Annotated in this window: 14 protein-coding genes; 6 read left to right on the top strand and 8 right to left on the bottom strand. The window is 73.1% G+C overall.

Annotated features, from left to right (window positions below; genetic code table 11):
* Positions 1–59: 59 nt before the first annotated feature.
* From ABWI07_RS34065 to ABWI07_RS34055, 3 genes are all read right to left on the bottom strand, one after another.
* Positions 60–422: a VOC family protein gene (locus ABWI07_RS34065; RefSeq protein WP_353821078.1), complete on the bottom strand. Its 363-nt coding sequence runs from the start codon at positions 420–422 to the stop codon at positions 60–62.
* Positions 423–499: 77 nt separating this feature from the next.
* Positions 500–1,132 carry a TetR/AcrR family transcriptional regulator gene (locus tag ABWI07_RS34060; RefSeq protein WP_353821077.1) on the bottom strand — a complete coding sequence of 211 codons (633 nt, stop codon included), beginning with the start codon at positions 1,130–1,132 and terminating at the stop codon, positions 500–502.
* Positions 1,125–2,417 carry an acyl-CoA dehydrogenase family protein gene (locus ABWI07_RS34055; RefSeq protein ID WP_353821076.1) on the bottom strand — a complete coding sequence of 431 codons (1,293 nt, stop codon included), beginning with the start codon at positions 2,415–2,417 and terminating at the stop codon, positions 1,125–1,127. The genes ABWI07_RS34060 and ABWI07_RS34055 overlap by 8 nt, the downstream gene beginning before the upstream one ends.
* Positions 2,418–2,523: 106 nt before the next feature.
* On the opposite strand from ABWI07_RS34055, the gene ABWI07_RS34050 reads away from it, so the two are divergent.
* The 3 genes from ABWI07_RS34050 to ABWI07_RS34040 all read left to right on the top strand — a co-directional run bounded on the left by ABWI07_RS34050 (position 2,524) and on the right by ABWI07_RS34040 (position 5,277).
* The gene (locus ABWI07_RS34050; protein WP_353821075.1) at positions 2,524–3,588 is read left to right on the top strand and encodes a phosphotransferase family protein; all 1,065 of its coding nucleotides are present in this window, start codon (positions 2,524–2,526) and stop codon (positions 3,586–3,588) included.
* A gap of 57 nt (positions 3,589–3,645) precedes the next feature.
* Positions 3,646–4,152, top strand: coding sequence for a GNAT family N-acetyltransferase (locus ABWI07_RS34045; RefSeq protein ID WP_353821074.1), 507 nt, complete (start codon positions 3,646–3,648; stop codon positions 4,150–4,152).
* A gap of 186 nt (positions 4,153–4,338) precedes the next feature.
* Complete coding sequence (locus ABWI07_RS34040; protein WP_353821073.1) at positions 4,339–5,277, top strand: TIGR03621 family F420-dependent LLM class oxidoreductase; 939 nt, start codon at positions 4,339–4,341, stop codon at positions 5,275–5,277.
* On the opposite strand, the gene ABWI07_RS34035 is transcribed toward ABWI07_RS34040, so the two are convergent.
* Genes ABWI07_RS34035 through ABWI07_RS34025 form a run of 3 tightly spaced genes read right to left on the bottom strand, consistent with a single transcriptional unit; the run spans position 5,274 to position 8,908 of the window.
* Complete coding sequence (locus tag ABWI07_RS34035) at positions 5,274–6,767, bottom strand: sugar ABC transporter ATP-binding protein (protein ID WP_353821072.1); 1,494 nt, start codon at positions 6,765–6,767, stop codon at positions 5,274–5,276. The two genes, ABWI07_RS34040 and ABWI07_RS34035, sit on opposite strands and share 4 nt — an antisense overlap.
* 33 nt (positions 6,768–6,800) lie before the next feature.
* Positions 6,801–7,874, bottom strand: coding sequence for a sugar ABC transporter substrate-binding protein (locus tag ABWI07_RS34030; RefSeq protein WP_353821071.1), 1,074 nt, complete (start codon positions 7,872–7,874; stop codon positions 6,801–6,803).
* Entirely contained in the window at positions 7,871–8,908 is a 1,038-nt protein-coding gene (locus tag ABWI07_RS34025; RefSeq protein WP_353821070.1) for an ABC transporter permease, read from the bottom strand. Before ABWI07_RS34025 ends, ABWI07_RS34030 begins: the two co-directional genes overlap by 4 nt.
* 102 nt (positions 8,909–9,010) lie before the next feature.
* Here ABWI07_RS34025 and ABWI07_RS34020 point away from each other — a divergent pair, with 102 nt between their 5' ends.
* Genes ABWI07_RS34020 through ABWI07_RS34010 form a run of 3 tightly spaced genes read left to right on the top strand, consistent with a single transcriptional unit; the run spans position 9,011 to position 12,300 of the window.
* Positions 9,011–9,763, top strand: coding sequence for an SDR family NAD(P)-dependent oxidoreductase (locus tag ABWI07_RS34020; protein ID WP_149264501.1), 753 nt, complete (start codon positions 9,011–9,013; stop codon positions 9,761–9,763).
* Positions 9,764–9,805: 42 nt separating this feature from the next.
* The gene (locus ABWI07_RS34015) at positions 9,806–11,449 is read left to right on the top strand and encodes a thiamine pyrophosphate-binding protein (protein ID WP_149264500.1); all 1,644 of its coding nucleotides are present in this window, start codon (positions 9,806–9,808) and stop codon (positions 11,447–11,449) included.
* A 56-nt stretch (positions 11,450–11,505) separates the two neighbouring features.
* Positions 11,506–12,300, top strand: a complete 795-nt coding sequence (locus tag ABWI07_RS34010; RefSeq protein WP_353821068.1) for an IclR family transcriptional regulator — start codon at positions 11,506–11,508, stop codon at positions 12,298–12,300.
* 136 nt (positions 12,301–12,436) lie between these two features.
* Here ABWI07_RS34010 and ABWI07_RS34005 read toward each other — a convergent pair whose 3' ends face one another.
* Positions 12,437–13,135, bottom strand: a complete 699-nt coding sequence (locus ABWI07_RS34005; protein WP_149264498.1) for an RlpA-like double-psi beta-barrel domain-containing protein — start codon at positions 13,133–13,135, stop codon at positions 12,437–12,439.
* A gap of 885 nt (positions 13,136–14,020) precedes the next feature.
* A complete protein-coding gene (locus tag ABWI07_RS34000; protein ID WP_149264497.1) occupies positions 14,021–14,473 on the bottom strand; it encodes a hypothetical protein in 453 nt (150 codons plus the stop codon).
* Positions 14,474–14,625: the final 152 nt, after the last annotated feature.

Genomic DNA, 14,625 nt, shown 5'->3' with positions numbered 1-14,625 from the left:
GTGGGTCCGGTAGGAAGATCCGGCGGCCGGAGGGCGCGCCGTCCGGCCGCGGGTCCGGGTCAGGGGCGGTAGGTGCCGAAGTACCACTCGTTGCCGTCGGGGTCGCGGGCCGCGTAGTCGCGGGAGCCGTAGTCCTGGTCGGTGAGCTCGCGGAAGATCTCCGCCCCCGCCGCCTTGGCGCGGTCGTGGTGGGCGTCGGGGTCGTCGATGGCGACGTAGACGGCCGCCTTGGCGGTGCCGGCGGGCCCGAACATGATGAGGCCGGTGTCGTAGCGCATCTCGGCGTGGACGATGGCGCCCTTGTCGTCCTTGTGGACGTCGATGGGTTCGAAGCCGAACGCCTTCTCCAGCCATTCGAGCGCCTTCGCCGGATCGGCCGCCCGGATGAGCGGGTAGAAGGTGCGGCGTATCTCGCTGGTCATGTCGTCCTCCCTTTTTCTGGGATGCCCAGTCTGCGGGGAGCGGATCCGGCCGTCTTGGACGAATGTGACCTCGGCGGTCAGCGGCGGGCGGCGTCGCGTTCGGCGGCGAGGCGGCGCGTCTCCGGGGAGACCGGCGCGCCGAGGATCGCGGCGACGACGTCGACCAGGTAGCTGGTGAACAGGCGGTCGTCGGTGCGGGGGCCGGAGCGGGCGCGCCGGGCCAGCTCGATCGCGGCGTACAGGATGGCGGTGAAGCGGCGGTGCAGCCGGGCCGCGTCCTCCTCCAGGAGGGGTTCCACCAGGGTCCGCCAGCGGCAGAGGCTGTCGCGGGGGTCGTCCAGGACCGCGACGGGGACGAGGGGGTCCGGGCGGTTCAGCACGTCCGCCCAGATCTGCAGGTAGGCGCGGCCCGACGCGTCGGCGAGGCGGGCCGCCATGGGGCGGACGAGGGCCGCCGCCAGGGGGCGGACGCCCTGCTCGCCGTCTTCGTAGGCGTCGAGCAGGGCATGCCGGCGGGCCTCGACCTCGGGGGCGTGCCGGGCGAAGATCGCGCGCAGGATCCCGGCGCGGTCCCCGAAGTGGTACTGGACGGCCGTGGCGTTGCGCGCGCCGGCCTCCTGGAGGATCTCGCGGAGGCTGACGGCGTCCACGCCGCGGGCGGCGTAGAGGGTCTCGGCGGCGTCCAGCAGTCGTTCCCGTGTGTCACTCATTGCCGATCGCATGCTCCAGGGCCTCGGCGAAGCGCTCGCGGGCCGCCGCCCGCCGGGTGGGCAGGTGGCCGGACGGCCACAGGCCCTCCACGGGCTCGACGTCGCGCAGCAGCTGCCGGGCCACGGTGATCTTGTGGACCTCGGTGGGGCCGTCGGCGATGCCCATCGCCTCCGCCCCCATCATCATGGCGGCGAACGGCATCTCGTTCGACACGCCGAGCGCGCCGTGCAGGTGCATCGCGCGCTGGACGACGTCGTGGTACACCTTCGGCATGGCGGCCTTCACGGCGGCGATGTCCTTGCGGACCTTCCTGTAGTCGCGGTGCTTGTCGATCAGCCAGGCGGTGCGCAGCACGAGCAGCCGGAACTGCTCGATCTCGATCCAGCTGTCGGCGATCTTCTCCTGGGTCATCTGCATCTTGGCGAGCGGCCCGAACCGGGTCTGCCGGGAGACGGCGCGCTCGCACATCATGTCGAACGCCTTGCGGACCTGCGCGATCGTCCGCATGGCGTGGTGGATGCGGCCGCCGCCGAGGCGGGTCTGGGCGATGGCGAACGCGCCGCCCTCGTCGCCGAGGAGGTTCTCGGCCGGCACCCGGACGTTCTCGTAGCGCAGGTAGCCGTGGGAGCCCTCGCGCTCGCCGCCGACGCCCACGTTCCGCACGGTGACCAGGCCGGGCGCGTCGGCGGGCACGATGAACATCGACATGCCCTCGTAGGCGGACACGTCGGGGTTCGTCACGGCCATCACGATCAGGAAGGTCGCGTGGCGGGCGTTGGAGGAGAACCACTTCTCGCCGTCGATGACCCAACCGTCCCCGTCGCGGACGGCGCGCGTGGTGAACAGGGTCGGGTCGGCTCCCCCGTGCGGCTCGGTCATCGAGTACGAGGAGGAGATCTCTCCGTCCAGGAGGGGACGCAGGTAGCGCTCCTTCTGCTCGGGCGTGCCGAAATGGGCGATGATCTCGGCGTTGCCGGAGTCGGGCGCCTGGCAGCCGAACACCGACGGCGCCCAGCGGGAGCGGCCGAGGATCTCGTTCAGCAGCGCGAGCCGCACCTGCCCGTACCCCTGGCCGCCCAGTTCGGGGCCCAGGTGGCACGCCCACAGGCCCTTCTCGCGCACCTGGTCCTGGAGGGGCCGCACGAGCCGCTTGTAGCGGGGGTCGGCCTTGTCGTAGGGGTCGCCGAGCACCAGGTCGAGGGGTTCGACCTCGTCCCGGACGAAGGCGTCCGCCCAGTCGAGAAGTTCCTGGTAGGCGGGGTCGGTCTCGAAGTCCCAAGCCATGGCGAGCCTCCTCGGTCGTGTCCCCCGATAATCGGTGTACCTCAGTAAGTAATGCAAGTGCATGACTGTTACTCTCCGGTACATCAAGCGTCGGAAAGGGACCGCCGTGCAGCCTGAGCAGATCGACCGCGCCCTCGTGGACTTCGACGTCCTGGCCGGGTGGATGGAAGACCGCGGCCTGCCGGGCGGCCCGTTCGAGGATGTCGAGCGGCTGACGGGGGGCACCCAGAACACGCTGGTCCGGTTCCGGCGCGGCGGCCGCGACTACGTGCTCAGGCGGGGGCCGGGCCACCTGCGCGCGAAGACGAACGAGGTCCTGCGGCGCGAGGCCCGTGTGCTGGGGGCGCTCGACGGGACCGACGTGCCCGCGCCGCGCCTCATCGCGGCCTGCCCTGACGAGACCGTCATGGGCGGCGCGGTCTTCTACCTGATGACGCCCGTCAATGGCTTCAACGCCTCGGTCACGCTGCCAGAGCTCCACGCCCGGGACGCGTCCGTCCGGCGCGAGATGGGCCTGAACGCGGCGCGGGCGCTGGCGGCGCTGGGCGCGGTCGACCACGAGGCGGTCGGCCTCGGCGACTTCGGCAAGCCCGAGGGCTTCCTGGAGCGGCAGGTGGGCCGCTGGATGTCCGAACTCGACTCCTACGGCGCGCTGGACGGCTACCCCGGACCGGACATCCCCGGCCTGGACGACGTTGCCCGGTGGCTGGAGGAGCACCGCCCCAAGGCGTGGCGCCCCGGGATCATGCACGGCGACTACCACCTGGCCAACCTCATGTACTCCTTCGACGGCCCGGAGGTCGCCGCGATCGTCGACTGGGAGATGTGCACGATCGGCGACCCGCTGCTGGACCTCGGCTGGCTGCTGGCCACCTGGCCGGACCGCGCCGACCAGAGCGCCGCCCTGGGCGGTCCCCTCGGCGCGGCCGGCGGGCTGCCCACCGCCGAGGAGCTGGTCGAGGTCTACGCCGAGCGGGCCGACGCCGTCGACGGGCGCGACCTGTCGTCCATCACCTGGTACGCGGTGCTGGCCTGCTTCAAGCTCGGCATCGTCCTGGAGGGCACGCACGCCCGCGCGTTCGCGGGCAAGGCCCCCAAGGAGACCGGCGACCTGCTCCACTCGATCACGCTCGGCCTCTTCGCCCGCGCCCGCGGCTTCATCGACTCCTGAGGCCCCTCGCGCCGGTGATCGGGAACTGCCAGGATCTCCCTCGCACGAGGAGGTGCGATGGAGATCCGTAAGGGCGGGCCCGGCGACGCGCCGGTGATGTTGGCGATGCTGGACGGGGCGGTGGCGTGGCTCGCCGCCAACGGCCGCACGGGGCAGTGGGGCAGCGAGCCGTGGTCGGAGGATCCGCGCCGCGTCGAGCGCATCACCGGCATCGCCCGCGACGACGAGATCTGGGTGGCCGAGGTCGGCGGGCGGCCCGCCGGCGTCATGGCGGTCGCGTCCGGGCCCCCGCACTACGTCGACCCGGTCGAGGAGCCGGAGCTGTACATCACCCTCCTGGTCACCGACCGCGCGTTCGCCGGGCACGGGGTGGGCGGCGCGCTGATCGCCAAGGCGAGGGACGAGGCCGGGGCGAAGGGCGTCGAGCTGCTGCGCGTCGACTGCTACGGCGGCGACGACGGGCGGCTGGTGGAGTACTACCGGAGCAACGGGTTCGAGACGGACGCCGCGTTCACCGTGGGCGACTGGCCGGGGCGGGTCCTGTCCCAGCGTGTCGCCGGGTAGGCGCGCCCCTGCTTGCAAAACCGCGCGGCCCGTCGCAGCCTGGAAGTGACCGGTGCGAACGGGGCAGTCGGTGACGCCCTTACGCCGCACGGACGGCGACCGAGCCGCTCGCCTCGTTCCGCCGGTCGGAACCTCATGTCGCATTCCCGCCAGCCAAGCCGCCCTGCCACGGGCAAGGCTTGGGACATGTACAGGAACTTCCGCTTCGGCGTGGTGGGCGAGTCGATCCGCTCGGGCGCGGAACTGGCCGAGACGTCCCGCCGCGCCGAAGAGCTGAGCTACGACGTTCTGACGTTGCGGGACCACTTCGTCGCCGAGCCGTTCGGCGAGCAGCTCGCGCCCATGGTGGCGCTGGCCTCCGCCGCGTCCGCGACGACCACGCTGCGGCTGGGCACGATGGTGCTCTCCAACGACTTCCGGCATCCGGTGATGCTCGCCAAGGAGGCCGCCACGCTCGACCACCTGTCGGGCGGGCGTTTCGAGCTGGGCGTCGGCGCGGGCTGGCTGCGCGAGGAGTACGAGGCCGCCGGGATGCCGTTCGACCGGGCCGGGACGCGGGTCGGGCGGCTGGAGGAGTCGCTGCGGATCCTGCGCGGCCTGCTGAGCGGCGAGAAGACCACGTTCGCCGGGGAGCACTACGCGGTCGACGGCCTGACGGTGTTCCCGCGCCCGGAGCGCCGCCCGCCCCTCGTCGTGGGCGCGGGCAGCCGGCGCATGCTCGGCATCGCCGGCCGGTACGCCGACACGGTCGGGATCCTCCCCCGCGCCCTGCCCGAGGGGACGATCTCCGACGAGGTCTCCGAGCGCCTCCCGGACACCATCGCCCGCAAGGTCGACTGGGTCCGCAAGGCGGCGGGAGAGCGGGACGTCGAGCTGAGCATGATGGTGACGCCCGCGTTCGGCCCCGACCCCCGCCGCGCCGCCGCGAAGGTCGCGGTCACGCGCGGCTGGGGCACGTCGTCGGCCGAACTGGTCCTCGGCATGCCGTCCCAGTTCGTGGGCCCGCCCGAGCACGTCGCCGAGCAGATGCTGGCCCGCCGCGACCGCTTCGGCTTCACCTACTACCAGGTCTCGGACACCGTCATGGAGGCGTTCGCCCCCGTCATCCCGCTCCTGGCCTCCTAGGCGGGGGCGGCGAAGCCGGCGTTCATGGCGAGGCTCAGCTCCGGTTCGGTCAGCCGGCCGCCCTCCAGGGTGTCGACGATGCGGCCGTGCTGGAGGACGACGACGCGGTGGCACAGCTCGACCAGTTCGGTGAGGTCGCTGGACGCGATCAGCACCACCTTCCCGTCGTCGGCGAGGTCGCGGACGATGTCGTGCAGCTCGGTGCGGGCGCCGACGTCCACGCCGCGCGTCGGGTCGTCCAGCGCGAGGACGGCCGGGTCGGCGTCCAGCCATTTGGCGAGGACGGCCTTCTGCTGGTTGCCGCCGGACAGGTTCCCCGCCCGGTCGTGGACGTCGCCGCGCACCCGCAGCCGCTCCATGCGGCCGCGGGAGCGCTCGACGAGGCGGGACCGGCGGGGCATGATCCCGCCGCGCCCCTGCCCGAGCCAGCTCACTGACGTGATGTTCTCCCACAGTGTCTTGTCGAGCATCAGCCCCCGGCCCTTGCGGTCGCCGGAGATGTAGGCGACGCCCGCGGTGACGGCGTGCCGGGCGGAGCGGGGCGAGCGCCCGTCCGGCAGCCGGACCGTGCCCGACGACGGCCGGGCCCGCCCGCACACGGCGTCCAGCACGGCGAGGTGGCCGGAGCCCTGCAGCCCTGCCAGGCCGACGATCTCGCCGCCCCGCACGGTGAGGGAGACGTCGCGCAGCCGACCCGGTACGGTCACGCCGGTGAGGGCGACCGCCGCCCCGCCGGGGCGGCGCGGGGCGGCGGTCGCGGCGGCCGCGTGCCGGGCGGGCTGCCCGAGCATCGCGGTGACCAGGGAGTCCAGGCCGACGCCGGCCGCGGGCTCGCCCGGCAGCACGACCCGGCCGTCCCGCAGGACGGTGACCCGGTCCGCGACCCGCATGACCTCCTCCAGGAAGTGCGAGATGTACAGGACGGCGAGGCCCCGCTCGGCCAGCCGCCGGGTGACGGCGGCGAGCCGCGCGGCGGCGTCGCGGGGCAGCGCCGAGGTCGGCTCGTCCAGGATCAGGACACGGGGGTGCTGCAGGAGCGCCCGGCAGATCTCCAGGAGTTGCCGGTCGGCGAGGGGCAGCTCGCCGACCTTCGCGTGCGGCGGCGGGTCCAGGCCCAGCTCGGCCAGGACGGGCTCGGCCAAGCGCCGCATCTCCCGCGTGCTGACCAGGCCCCCGCGCCGCGGCGCCCCGTAGGGGAAGAGGTTCTCCAGCACGGTCAGGTCGTCGTAGGTCATCAGCTCCTGCGACACGATCGCGACGCCCTGCGCCGCGGCCTGCCGCGCGTCGGCGAACCGGACGGGGACGCCGTCCAGCTCGACGGTGCCGCCCCCTGGCCGCACCACCCCGGAGATGATCTTCACGAGGGTGGACTTGCCCGCACCGTTCTCGCCGACGAGCGCGTGCACCTCCCCCGCGTCCAGGGTGATGCCGACGCCGTCGAGGGCGGTGACCCCGCCGTAGTGCTTGACCAGGCCGGAGGCGACCAGCATCTCAGGACCTCCCGGCGCCGCGGCTCCGCCGCATCAGCGGGCCTCCTTCAGCGGGCGCATGCCGGCGCCGGGGTTCGCCAGCAGCTTGTCCAGCTGCGGCTTGTACCACTGGTAGGCGTTCTGGACCGACTGCTGCCGTTTGATGATCTCGTCGATGTTGGACGAGTCCATGACGAGCCCGGGCGTCTTGAACCAGCCGTCCGGGAGCTTGCCGTCCTTCTCCCGCACCGACGTGATGAGCGTCGCGGTCGCCACGTACCCCTTGAGGTAGTGCTCGGGGTCGACGCCCGCGAAGTTGGTGCCCTTCTTGATGTACTCCAGGGTCTTCGGGTCCACGTCGAAGCCGGCGGTGAGGTACTTGCCCTTCTTCTGCTCCTTGAGGCGGCCGAGGTTGTAGCTGTCGGCGTCGCCCACGCCGAGGAACGCCAGCGCGGCGGGGTTCGCGTTCACCTGCGACTGCCAGGCGCCGTAGTTCTGGGCCGGGTCGCTGTAGGTCTGGAACGGGCCGAGGACGCGGATGCCGGGCGCCAGCTTCGCGAACGTGTCCTTGATGCCCTTGGCCCGGCTGTCGAGGACGGGCGTCCCCGGGTTCGGCACGCCGACGACCACGGTGCCCTTGGCGTCCTCGCCGAGCTTCTTCACCGTCGCCTCGGCGAGCAGCCCGCCGAGCTCGTAGTTGTCGTTGCCGACGTAGAAGCCGATCTTGCTGCCGTCGGTCGGCGCGGTGTCGAGCGCGACGATCGGGACGCCCTTGTCCACGGCCTGCGCGGCGGGGCGGGTGAAGATCGGCGGGTCGAGGTTCTCCAGGACGATCCCGTCCGGGTGGGTGACGGTGAGGTTCTGGAACAGCTGCTGCTCGGCGGGCCCGTCGGTGTTGGGCGGGCCGACGACCTTGAAGTCGATGTTCCCGGCCTGCCTGGACGCCTCCGTCGCGCCCTCGTACATCTCCCGGGCGAAGTTGAGGCTGTAGTTGGCGACGGCGATGCCAATCCGGAGCCGCTCGCCCTTGCCGGAGCCGCCGCCGTCACCGCAGGACGCGGTGGAGAGGGCAGCGCCGAGCACGAGGGCGAGGGCCGCCGCGACGGGCCCGCGGGGACGCGGGGTCATGGGTTCCTCCCAGGTGAGCGCAGGTCACGGACGCGGCGCAGCAGCGGCGCGGCGCCGACGGCGACGAGGATCACGCCGCCGGTCGCGAAGGTCGTCCAGTTGATGGGGACCTCGAAGAACACCAGCGCCGCGGTGACGGCGCCGAGGATGAGGGTGCCCGCCGCGGCGCCGAGGACGGAGCCGGTTCCGCCCTTCAGCGGGGTGCCGCCGATGATGGCCGCGGCGATGGCCGTGAGCTCGTAGCCCTGGCCGATGGTGGGGTCCCCGGCGATGAAGAACGCCAGGGCGAGGACGGCCGCGACGCCCGCCATGAGCCCCGACAGGGCCAGCGCGGCGACGCGGGTCCGGGTGACGGGCAGCCCGCCGAACTCGGCCGCCTCCGGGTTGGAGCCGATGGCCCGCACCCGCGCACCGAACCGCGTCCGGGTGAACACGACGGTCAGCACCGCGACGGCGAGCACGAAGACCCACACCGCGTTCGGGACGCCGAGCGACTCGCCGCCGCCGAGCATGGTGAAGAACGCGTGGTCCTGCGGCAGGTCCGTGATCTGCTTGCCCTCGGCCAGCGCCAGCCCCACGCCGCGCAGCAGCATCGACGTGGCGAGCGTGACGATGAACGAGGGCAGCCGCAGATACGTGGTCACGGCGCCGTTCAGGGCGCCGACGGACGCCGACAGCGCGAGCACCGCCAGGGCCGCCGCCCACGGGTTCCAGCCGTCCCGGATGAGCAGGGCGCCGACGACGACGCCCATCGCGTACATGCCGCCGACCGACAGGTCGACCTCCCGCATCGCCAGCGCGAACACCATCCCGCAGGCCATCAGCCCGACGTAGACGGAGTTGTGCGCGGTCGTCAGCAGGTTGCCGGTGCGCAGGAAGTCCGGCTGGAGCAGGCCGACGCCCAGCACCAGCAGGATGAGCACGCCGACGACGCCGGCCTCGTCGGGGATCGGCCGCCGGAGGCGGGGGCGCCGCGCCGGTGGCGCGTCCTTGTTCTCCGAGGCCGGCCCGGCCGCGGGCTTTCGTACGGACATGCGGCGAGCATGTGACCCGCGCCACGCCACCACAAGGAAGCCGTTTCAACCAGTGAAAACGGTGCCTTGCCCGGGGGCCGGGGGTGGCGCACGCTGCCGTCCATGAGCGAGACGCCGTCCGGCGACGGACCACAGCGGACCGCGCTCGTGACCGGCGCGGCGGGCGGGCTCGGGCGGGAGTTCGCGATCGCCCTGGCCGCGCGCGGGCACCGGGTCGCGGGCCTCGACCTCGCCGACCTGTCGGGGACCGCCGAGGCGATCGGCGACCGCTTCCACCCCGTGCGGGCGGACGTGACCGATCCGGACGAGGTCGAGGCCGCCGTGGAGGAGACCGCCGCCCGCTTCGGAAGCCTGCACATCGTCGTGAACAACGCCGGGATCTACCCGCCGCTGGAGTTCGAGGAGACGACGCTGGAGGACTGGCGGCGGATCATGCGGGTCAACCTCGACGGGCCGTTCCTGGTGTCGCGGGCCGCGCTGCCCCACCTGAAGGCGGCCGGCTGGGGGCGGATCGTCAACATCGCCTCCGCCGTGGTGTTCCTCGGGCCGCCGGACCTCGTCGCCTACACCACGTCCAAGGCCGGGCTCGTCGGCTTCACCCGGGCCCTTGCGAGCGCGGTCGGCCACCACGGGATCACGGTGAACGCGATCGCGCCCGGCCTCACCCGGACCGGGACGGCGGCGCGGACGACGGGCGCGGACGGCGGGTTCGAGCGCGTCCGCGACATGCAGGTCGTGCGGGCCGTCGAGGAGCCGCGCGACCTGCTGTCGACCCTGCTGTACGTGTGCGACGAGGGGAGCGGCTTCCTCACCGGCCAGACGATCAACGTGGACGGCGGGTCCGCCAAGCACTGAGCCGCCGGACGGCGGACCCGCCGAGCAACGGAAAGGCACCGTATGAGGCCGATCGAGGCGCTGCTGGAGATCGCCCGCGACGAAGGCGTGACGCGGATCTTCGGCAACCCCGGCACGACCGAGCTCCCCCTGATGGACGCGCTGGTCGAGGCCCCCGACCTGCGGTACGTGCTGGGCCTGCAAGAGGGGTCCGTGGTGGCGATGGCCGACGGCCACGCGCGGGCGTCCCGCCGCACGTCGATGGTCAGCCTGCACGTCGCCGCGGGCGTCGCGAACGGGCTGATCGGGATGCTGAACGCGCTGCGGTCCCGGACCCCGATGGTGATCGTGGCGGGCCAGCAGGACCGGCGGCACCTCGTCCAGGACCCGATGCTGTCGGGCGACCTGGTCGGGCTCGCGTCGGCCGCGACGAAGCACGCGGTGGAGGTGCAGCACGCGCGCGACCTGCCGATCGTCCTGCGGCGCGCCTTCGCCCTCGCGGCCCGGCCCCCGGCGGGGCCGGTGCTCGTGTCGGTCCCCATGGACCTGCTGGAGGAGGACGCCGACGTCGCGGTGCCGGCCCGCTCCCCCGTGACGGGCCCGGGCGCGGCCGAGGCGGGCGACGCGGCGGCGCTGCTCGCCCGCGCCGAACGACCGGTGGTCGTCGCCGGCGACGGGGTCGGACGGGCGGGCGCGGTCGCCGAGCTGGTCGCGGTGGCCGAGCGGCTCGGCGCGGCCGTCCTCCACCAGCCCATGAACGACGCCATCGACTTCCCCACCGGGCATCCGCTCTACGCCGGGATGATGGCGCCCCGCAACGCGGTCATCCGCGAGGCGCTCGCCGGGTACGACGCGGCCCTGATCGCCGGGTGCCACGCGTTCATGCCGCACCACTACTCCCCCGGCCCCGCCGTCCCCGACGGGCTCGCCATCGTGCAGGTGGACGAGGACCCCGCGGAGATCGGCCGGAACTTCGCCGTCCGGCACGGCCTGACGGGCGACCTCGCGGGGACGCTGCGGGCGCTCGCCGACCGCCTCGACGGGCTCGTCCCGTCCGCGCGGGAGCGCGCCGAGCGGCTCGGCGCCGATCACGCCCGGGCCAGGGAGAAGGCGGAGGAGGCCGCTCGCGCGGCGTACGGCCCGTCCCCGATGGATCCGAGCGCCGCCGCCCACGCCGTCGCGTCCGGGCTGCCCGACCGGGCGGTGGTGGTCGAGGAGGCGATCACCGTCGGGCTGAAGCTGCGCGCGGTGCTGCGCCAGGACCTTCCCGGCTCCTACGTGCACACGGTCGGCGGCGGGCTCGGCTGGGGCATCGGCGCGGCGGTCGGCACCCGGATGGCGGACCCGGACCGTCCCGTGGTCGCGGTGCTCGGCGACGGGTGCGCCATGTTCGGCCTGCAGGGGCTCTGGAGCGCCGCCCGGTACGAGGTGCCCGTGGCGTTCGTGGTGATGGACAACGGCGAGTACCGCACCCTCAAGGACACCCTCGACGAGGGCGGGGGCGCCTCGGCAAGGCACGGCCGCTACGTCGGCATGGACCTCGCCCCGCCCGCGCTCGACTGGGCGAGCGCCGCGCGGCTGTTCGGGATCGACGCGGTGCGGGCGGGCTCGGCCGGCGAGCTGCGGGACGCGGTCGCCTCGGCCGGGGACCTGGCGGCGCCGCTGCTGATCGTGGCGCCCGTCACGGGGCACGGGGCCGACCGGTGATCGCCGCCCGCTTCCCCGCCCTTGCCGCCGGCTCCGATCGCGGACACCATCGGGGGATGGACGTGCGGGCCACGGGCGCGGAGCCGCCGCGGTCGGTGCTGGCGCGCGGGCTCAGCCTGCTGGACGCCTTCGGCTCCGCCGACACCGAGCTGAACCTGACCGAGCTCGCCGCCCGCACCGGTCTGCCGAAGCCGACGGCGCACCGGCTGCTGAGCGAACTGGTGCGGTGGGGCGGCGTCGAGCGCACCCCGTCCGGCTACCGGCTCAGCATGCGGCTGTTCGTCCTCGGGCAGCGGGCGCCCCGCCCGCGCGGCCTCCGCGAGGCCGCGCTCCCCTACCTCGAGGACCTGTACGAGGCGACCCACGAGAACATCCACCTGGCCGTACTGGACGGGACGGACACGCTCTTCCTGGAGAAGGTCACCGGGCGCCGGTCGATGCCGATCGTGTCCCGGGTGGGCGGGCGGCTGCCCGCGTACTGCACGGCGACGGGGAAGCTGTTCCTCGCGCTCGGGCCGCCGGAGCGGCTGGATCGGGTGCTCGCGGGCGGGCTCGTCCACTACACCCCGCACACGATCGTGATGCCGGGGCTCCTGCAACGGGAGCTGGCCCGCACCGCCGACCGCGGCTACGCCGTCAACCGGGAGGAGTCGGAGGCCGGGGTCTCCGCCGTGGCGGCGCCCGTCCTCGACCACCGCCGGCAGGTGATCGCCGCGATCTCCATCACCGGCAACGTGTGCCGGCTGGACCTCGACCGGCTCGCCCCGGCCGTGCGGACCGCGGCGCTGGCGCTGTCGCGCGAACTGGCGCGTGAGAACGCGGGCACGCTGGAAATGGGGATTCCCCGGTGATCTCTCGATACCGGGGAATCCCCGTTTCCATGCACCGGCAGCCCTGCGCCGGGTCTGGAAGAGGCCTTGCGATCCCACCGTGAGCGGGCTCACATTCACCCTGTGAGCCATTTCACGAATGGTCCGCCGCCTCAGATCATGAGCCGAAAGGCTGGGGCATGCCCTTCTTCCCGGGGCCCTTGCCCCAGGACAGGACCTCCCACTTGACGCCCTTCAGGTGGCCCTCGCCGGTACCGGCGTTGTACTTGCTGGCGGGCTTCTTGCCGTCCAGCAGGTACCGGAAGGTGTAGGTGTCGAGGTCGAGCATGACGCCGCGGTGCGACGGCTCGCCCGGCCCGCGGTCGCCGACGAAGCCGGTGATGCTGCGGCCCTTGTAGGACACCTTGACCTTGGTGTGCATGGGCCAGCTCGGGCTGGCGAACAGGCCCTTCTGCATCGGCTTGCCGCCGGCGGGGGCGCCGGTGTCGCCGTTCACGCCCGAGCCGTCGTCCCAGAAGTAGGACGCGGTCGTCTTGCCGCTGAGCAGGGCCTTCGGGCCCTTCTTCGCGGGCTTCGCGGCCTTGGGGGCGGCCTTGGAGTCGGCCTTCACCTCGGTCTTGGAGTCGGCCTTGGCCTCGACCTTCGGGGCCTTCGGCAGGGTGAGCTCGGTGAGCCCGGCCTTGTCACCGAGGCTCTTGGGGGACTGCTGCTCCTGCGCGGCCACGGCCTGCTCCGGCAGGAACTGCTTCTTGGGAGCGGAGTCATCGCTCGCGGCGGCGACACCGGCCACCATCATGCCCGCGAGGGCGGTGCCGGTGACGCCGGTCAGGATGACGTTGATCGCTCGCTGCTGCATGGAGATCCTTCGTTCGGGGTACAGGGCTGCCGCTCGGCACGGGGAAGGCGCGCAGGTCACGCGCCCGTCTCCGGGCAGGGGTGAACGGCTCCGAGACTCGAGACTCGGGAGGCGCCGCCGCGAGAAGGACCCGCTTGGAACGGTCCACGGGCATGGCGGACCGCGCTCGCGCTCAGCCGCGCACGACCGGGTTCGGACGTGCGGGTGACACGGGCTTCGGTGAAGCGGGAAGGATGCCGACCGGGGGCTCACGGGCCCAGCACGGTGCGCGGCCGCTGCATGGTACGGCTGCGTTCGGCGAAGGGATCCCGCCTGGCGGGCGGGAGGCGGCGGTTATGCGATTGGCCGGGTCAACGGTTCTTTGACCCTGACCTGGGGATGACTATATACGGCATTACCGTGCTGTCGCCAAACGGGGGATTTCTTTACCTTTGACAAGGTAGATCTTTTAAGCCGGAACTGGCCCGGAGCGCCTTTACCATAGGGGCTCCGGGCCAGTCGGCCGCACCGCGCCCATGGCAAAAAGGATCTTTAAACCGATGGCCTCGGCGCCCATGGCCCGGCCGTCCGCTCCCCGCCCCGGCGCGCGAACAGCCTGGGACGCGTGGGGCGCTGGAGATGAGCGACCGCGAACCCGGACCCGTCGCGACGCACACGTGACCGCAGGACGGAGGGCGCCGCACACGCTCGGACCCGCACGTGATCAGAGGGCACAGGACCGGGCCGCGTGTGCTCAGACCGCCCGTGAATCGACCGCCTGGAACCGGGCCGCGGGCGATCGGACCGCACGTGATCAGACTGCGTACGACGGGCCGCACAGGATCGGGCCGCGCTGGGCGGCCGCAGACCCGCACGGCCGTCTGCCGCGCGGGTGGAACGTCCTCGTCAGTGCGTCGGGTAGACCGACGGCACGAGCGGCGTCGGGCCGGTTCCGCCGGTGAACACGGCGGGGCCCGCCTGGGGCGGGACGAAGGGCGACTCCGCGTAGGAGGCGTCCGCGTAGACGGGCTCCCCGTACGGCATGGCCGCCACGATGGGGCCCTGCGCCGCCGGGACGGCCTGGGCCGCGGGCGGCGGGACGGGCGGTGGAACGTGCGAGCCGTCCGCCCGGCGCTGCTCCGCCGCGGCCGCGCTGCGGCGCTCGGCGAGCAGGGCCATGAGGGCGCGGGCGGTGTCGGCGTCCATCTTCAGCAGGACGCTCGGCATCCCGGTCTGATCGACGAACGGGGATACCGAGGGCGGAGCCGGCAGCTGCGGTATGGCCGCCCGCATCTCCTCGCGGAGATCCTGGGCCAGCCGCAGCGCCTGTCGGTCACTGTCGCTCAAGTGTGCGGTCATCGCGATCTCCGGGGAGTTCACGTGCGGGGGTCCGGGGCAATCCTGCTAGGGATGGCGTGCAGGTGCAAGGGCTGATGCACGTGCATTTCAAGAAAATTCCCCCCGTAACCCCCGCCTCCGTCGCTCGTTCCCGATCACTCGACGCCGCGCCT

Source organism: Actinomadura sp. NPDC000600, from assembly GCF_040492135.1.
Classification (GTDB): Bacteria; Actinomycetota; Actinomycetes; order Streptosporangiales; family Streptosporangiaceae; genus Spirillospora.
Note: the sequence above shows the minus strand (reverse complement) of the source record. Positions and strands in the feature narration are given on the sequence as shown.

Excerpts from the sequence above, each read along its gene's own strand:
- ABWI07_RS34065 (WP_353821078.1), bottom strand. The coding sequence starts at position 422 with ATGACCAGCGAGATACGCCGCACCTTCTACCCGCTCATCCGGGCGGCC.
- ABWI07_RS34060 (WP_353821077.1), bottom strand. The coding sequence starts at position 1,132 with ATGAGTGACACACGGGAACGACTGCTGGACGCCGCCGAGACCCTCTAC.
- ABWI07_RS34055 (WP_353821076.1), bottom strand. The coding sequence starts at position 2,417 with ATGGCTTGGGACTTCGAGACCGACCCCGCCTACCAGGAACTTCTCGAC.
- ABWI07_RS34045 (WP_353821074.1), top strand. The coding sequence starts at position 3,646 with ATGGAGATCCGTAAGGGCGGGCCCGGCGACGCGCCGGTGATGTTGGCG.
- ABWI07_RS34040 (WP_353821073.1), top strand. The coding sequence starts at position 4,339 with ATGTACAGGAACTTCCGCTTCGGCGTGGTGGGCGAGTCGATCCGCTCG.
- ABWI07_RS34035 (WP_353821072.1), bottom strand. The coding sequence starts at position 6,767 with ATGCTGGTCGCCTCCGGCCTGGTCAAGCACTACGGCGGGGTCACCGCC.
- ABWI07_RS34030 (WP_353821071.1), bottom strand. The coding sequence starts at position 7,874 with ATGACCCCGCGTCCCCGCGGGCCCGTCGCGGCGGCCCTCGCCCTCGTG.
- ABWI07_RS34025 (WP_353821070.1), bottom strand. The coding sequence starts at position 8,908 with ATGTCCGTACGAAAGCCCGCGGCCGGGCCGGCCTCGGAGAACAAGGAC.
- ABWI07_RS34020 (WP_149264501.1), top strand. The coding sequence starts at position 9,011 with ATGAGCGAGACGCCGTCCGGCGACGGACCACAGCGGACCGCGCTCGTG.
- ABWI07_RS34015 (WP_149264500.1), top strand. The coding sequence starts at position 9,806 with ATGAGGCCGATCGAGGCGCTGCTGGAGATCGCCCGCGACGAAGGCGTG.
- ABWI07_RS34010 (WP_353821068.1), top strand. The coding sequence starts at position 11,506 with ATGGACGTGCGGGCCACGGGCGCGGAGCCGCCGCGGTCGGTGCTGGCG.
- ABWI07_RS34005 (WP_149264498.1), bottom strand. The coding sequence starts at position 13,135 with ATGCAGCAGCGAGCGATCAACGTCATCCTGACCGGCGTCACCGGCACC.
- ABWI07_RS34000 (WP_149264497.1), bottom strand. The coding sequence starts at position 14,473 with ATGACCGCACACTTGAGCGACAGTGACCGACAGGCGCTGCGGCTGGCC.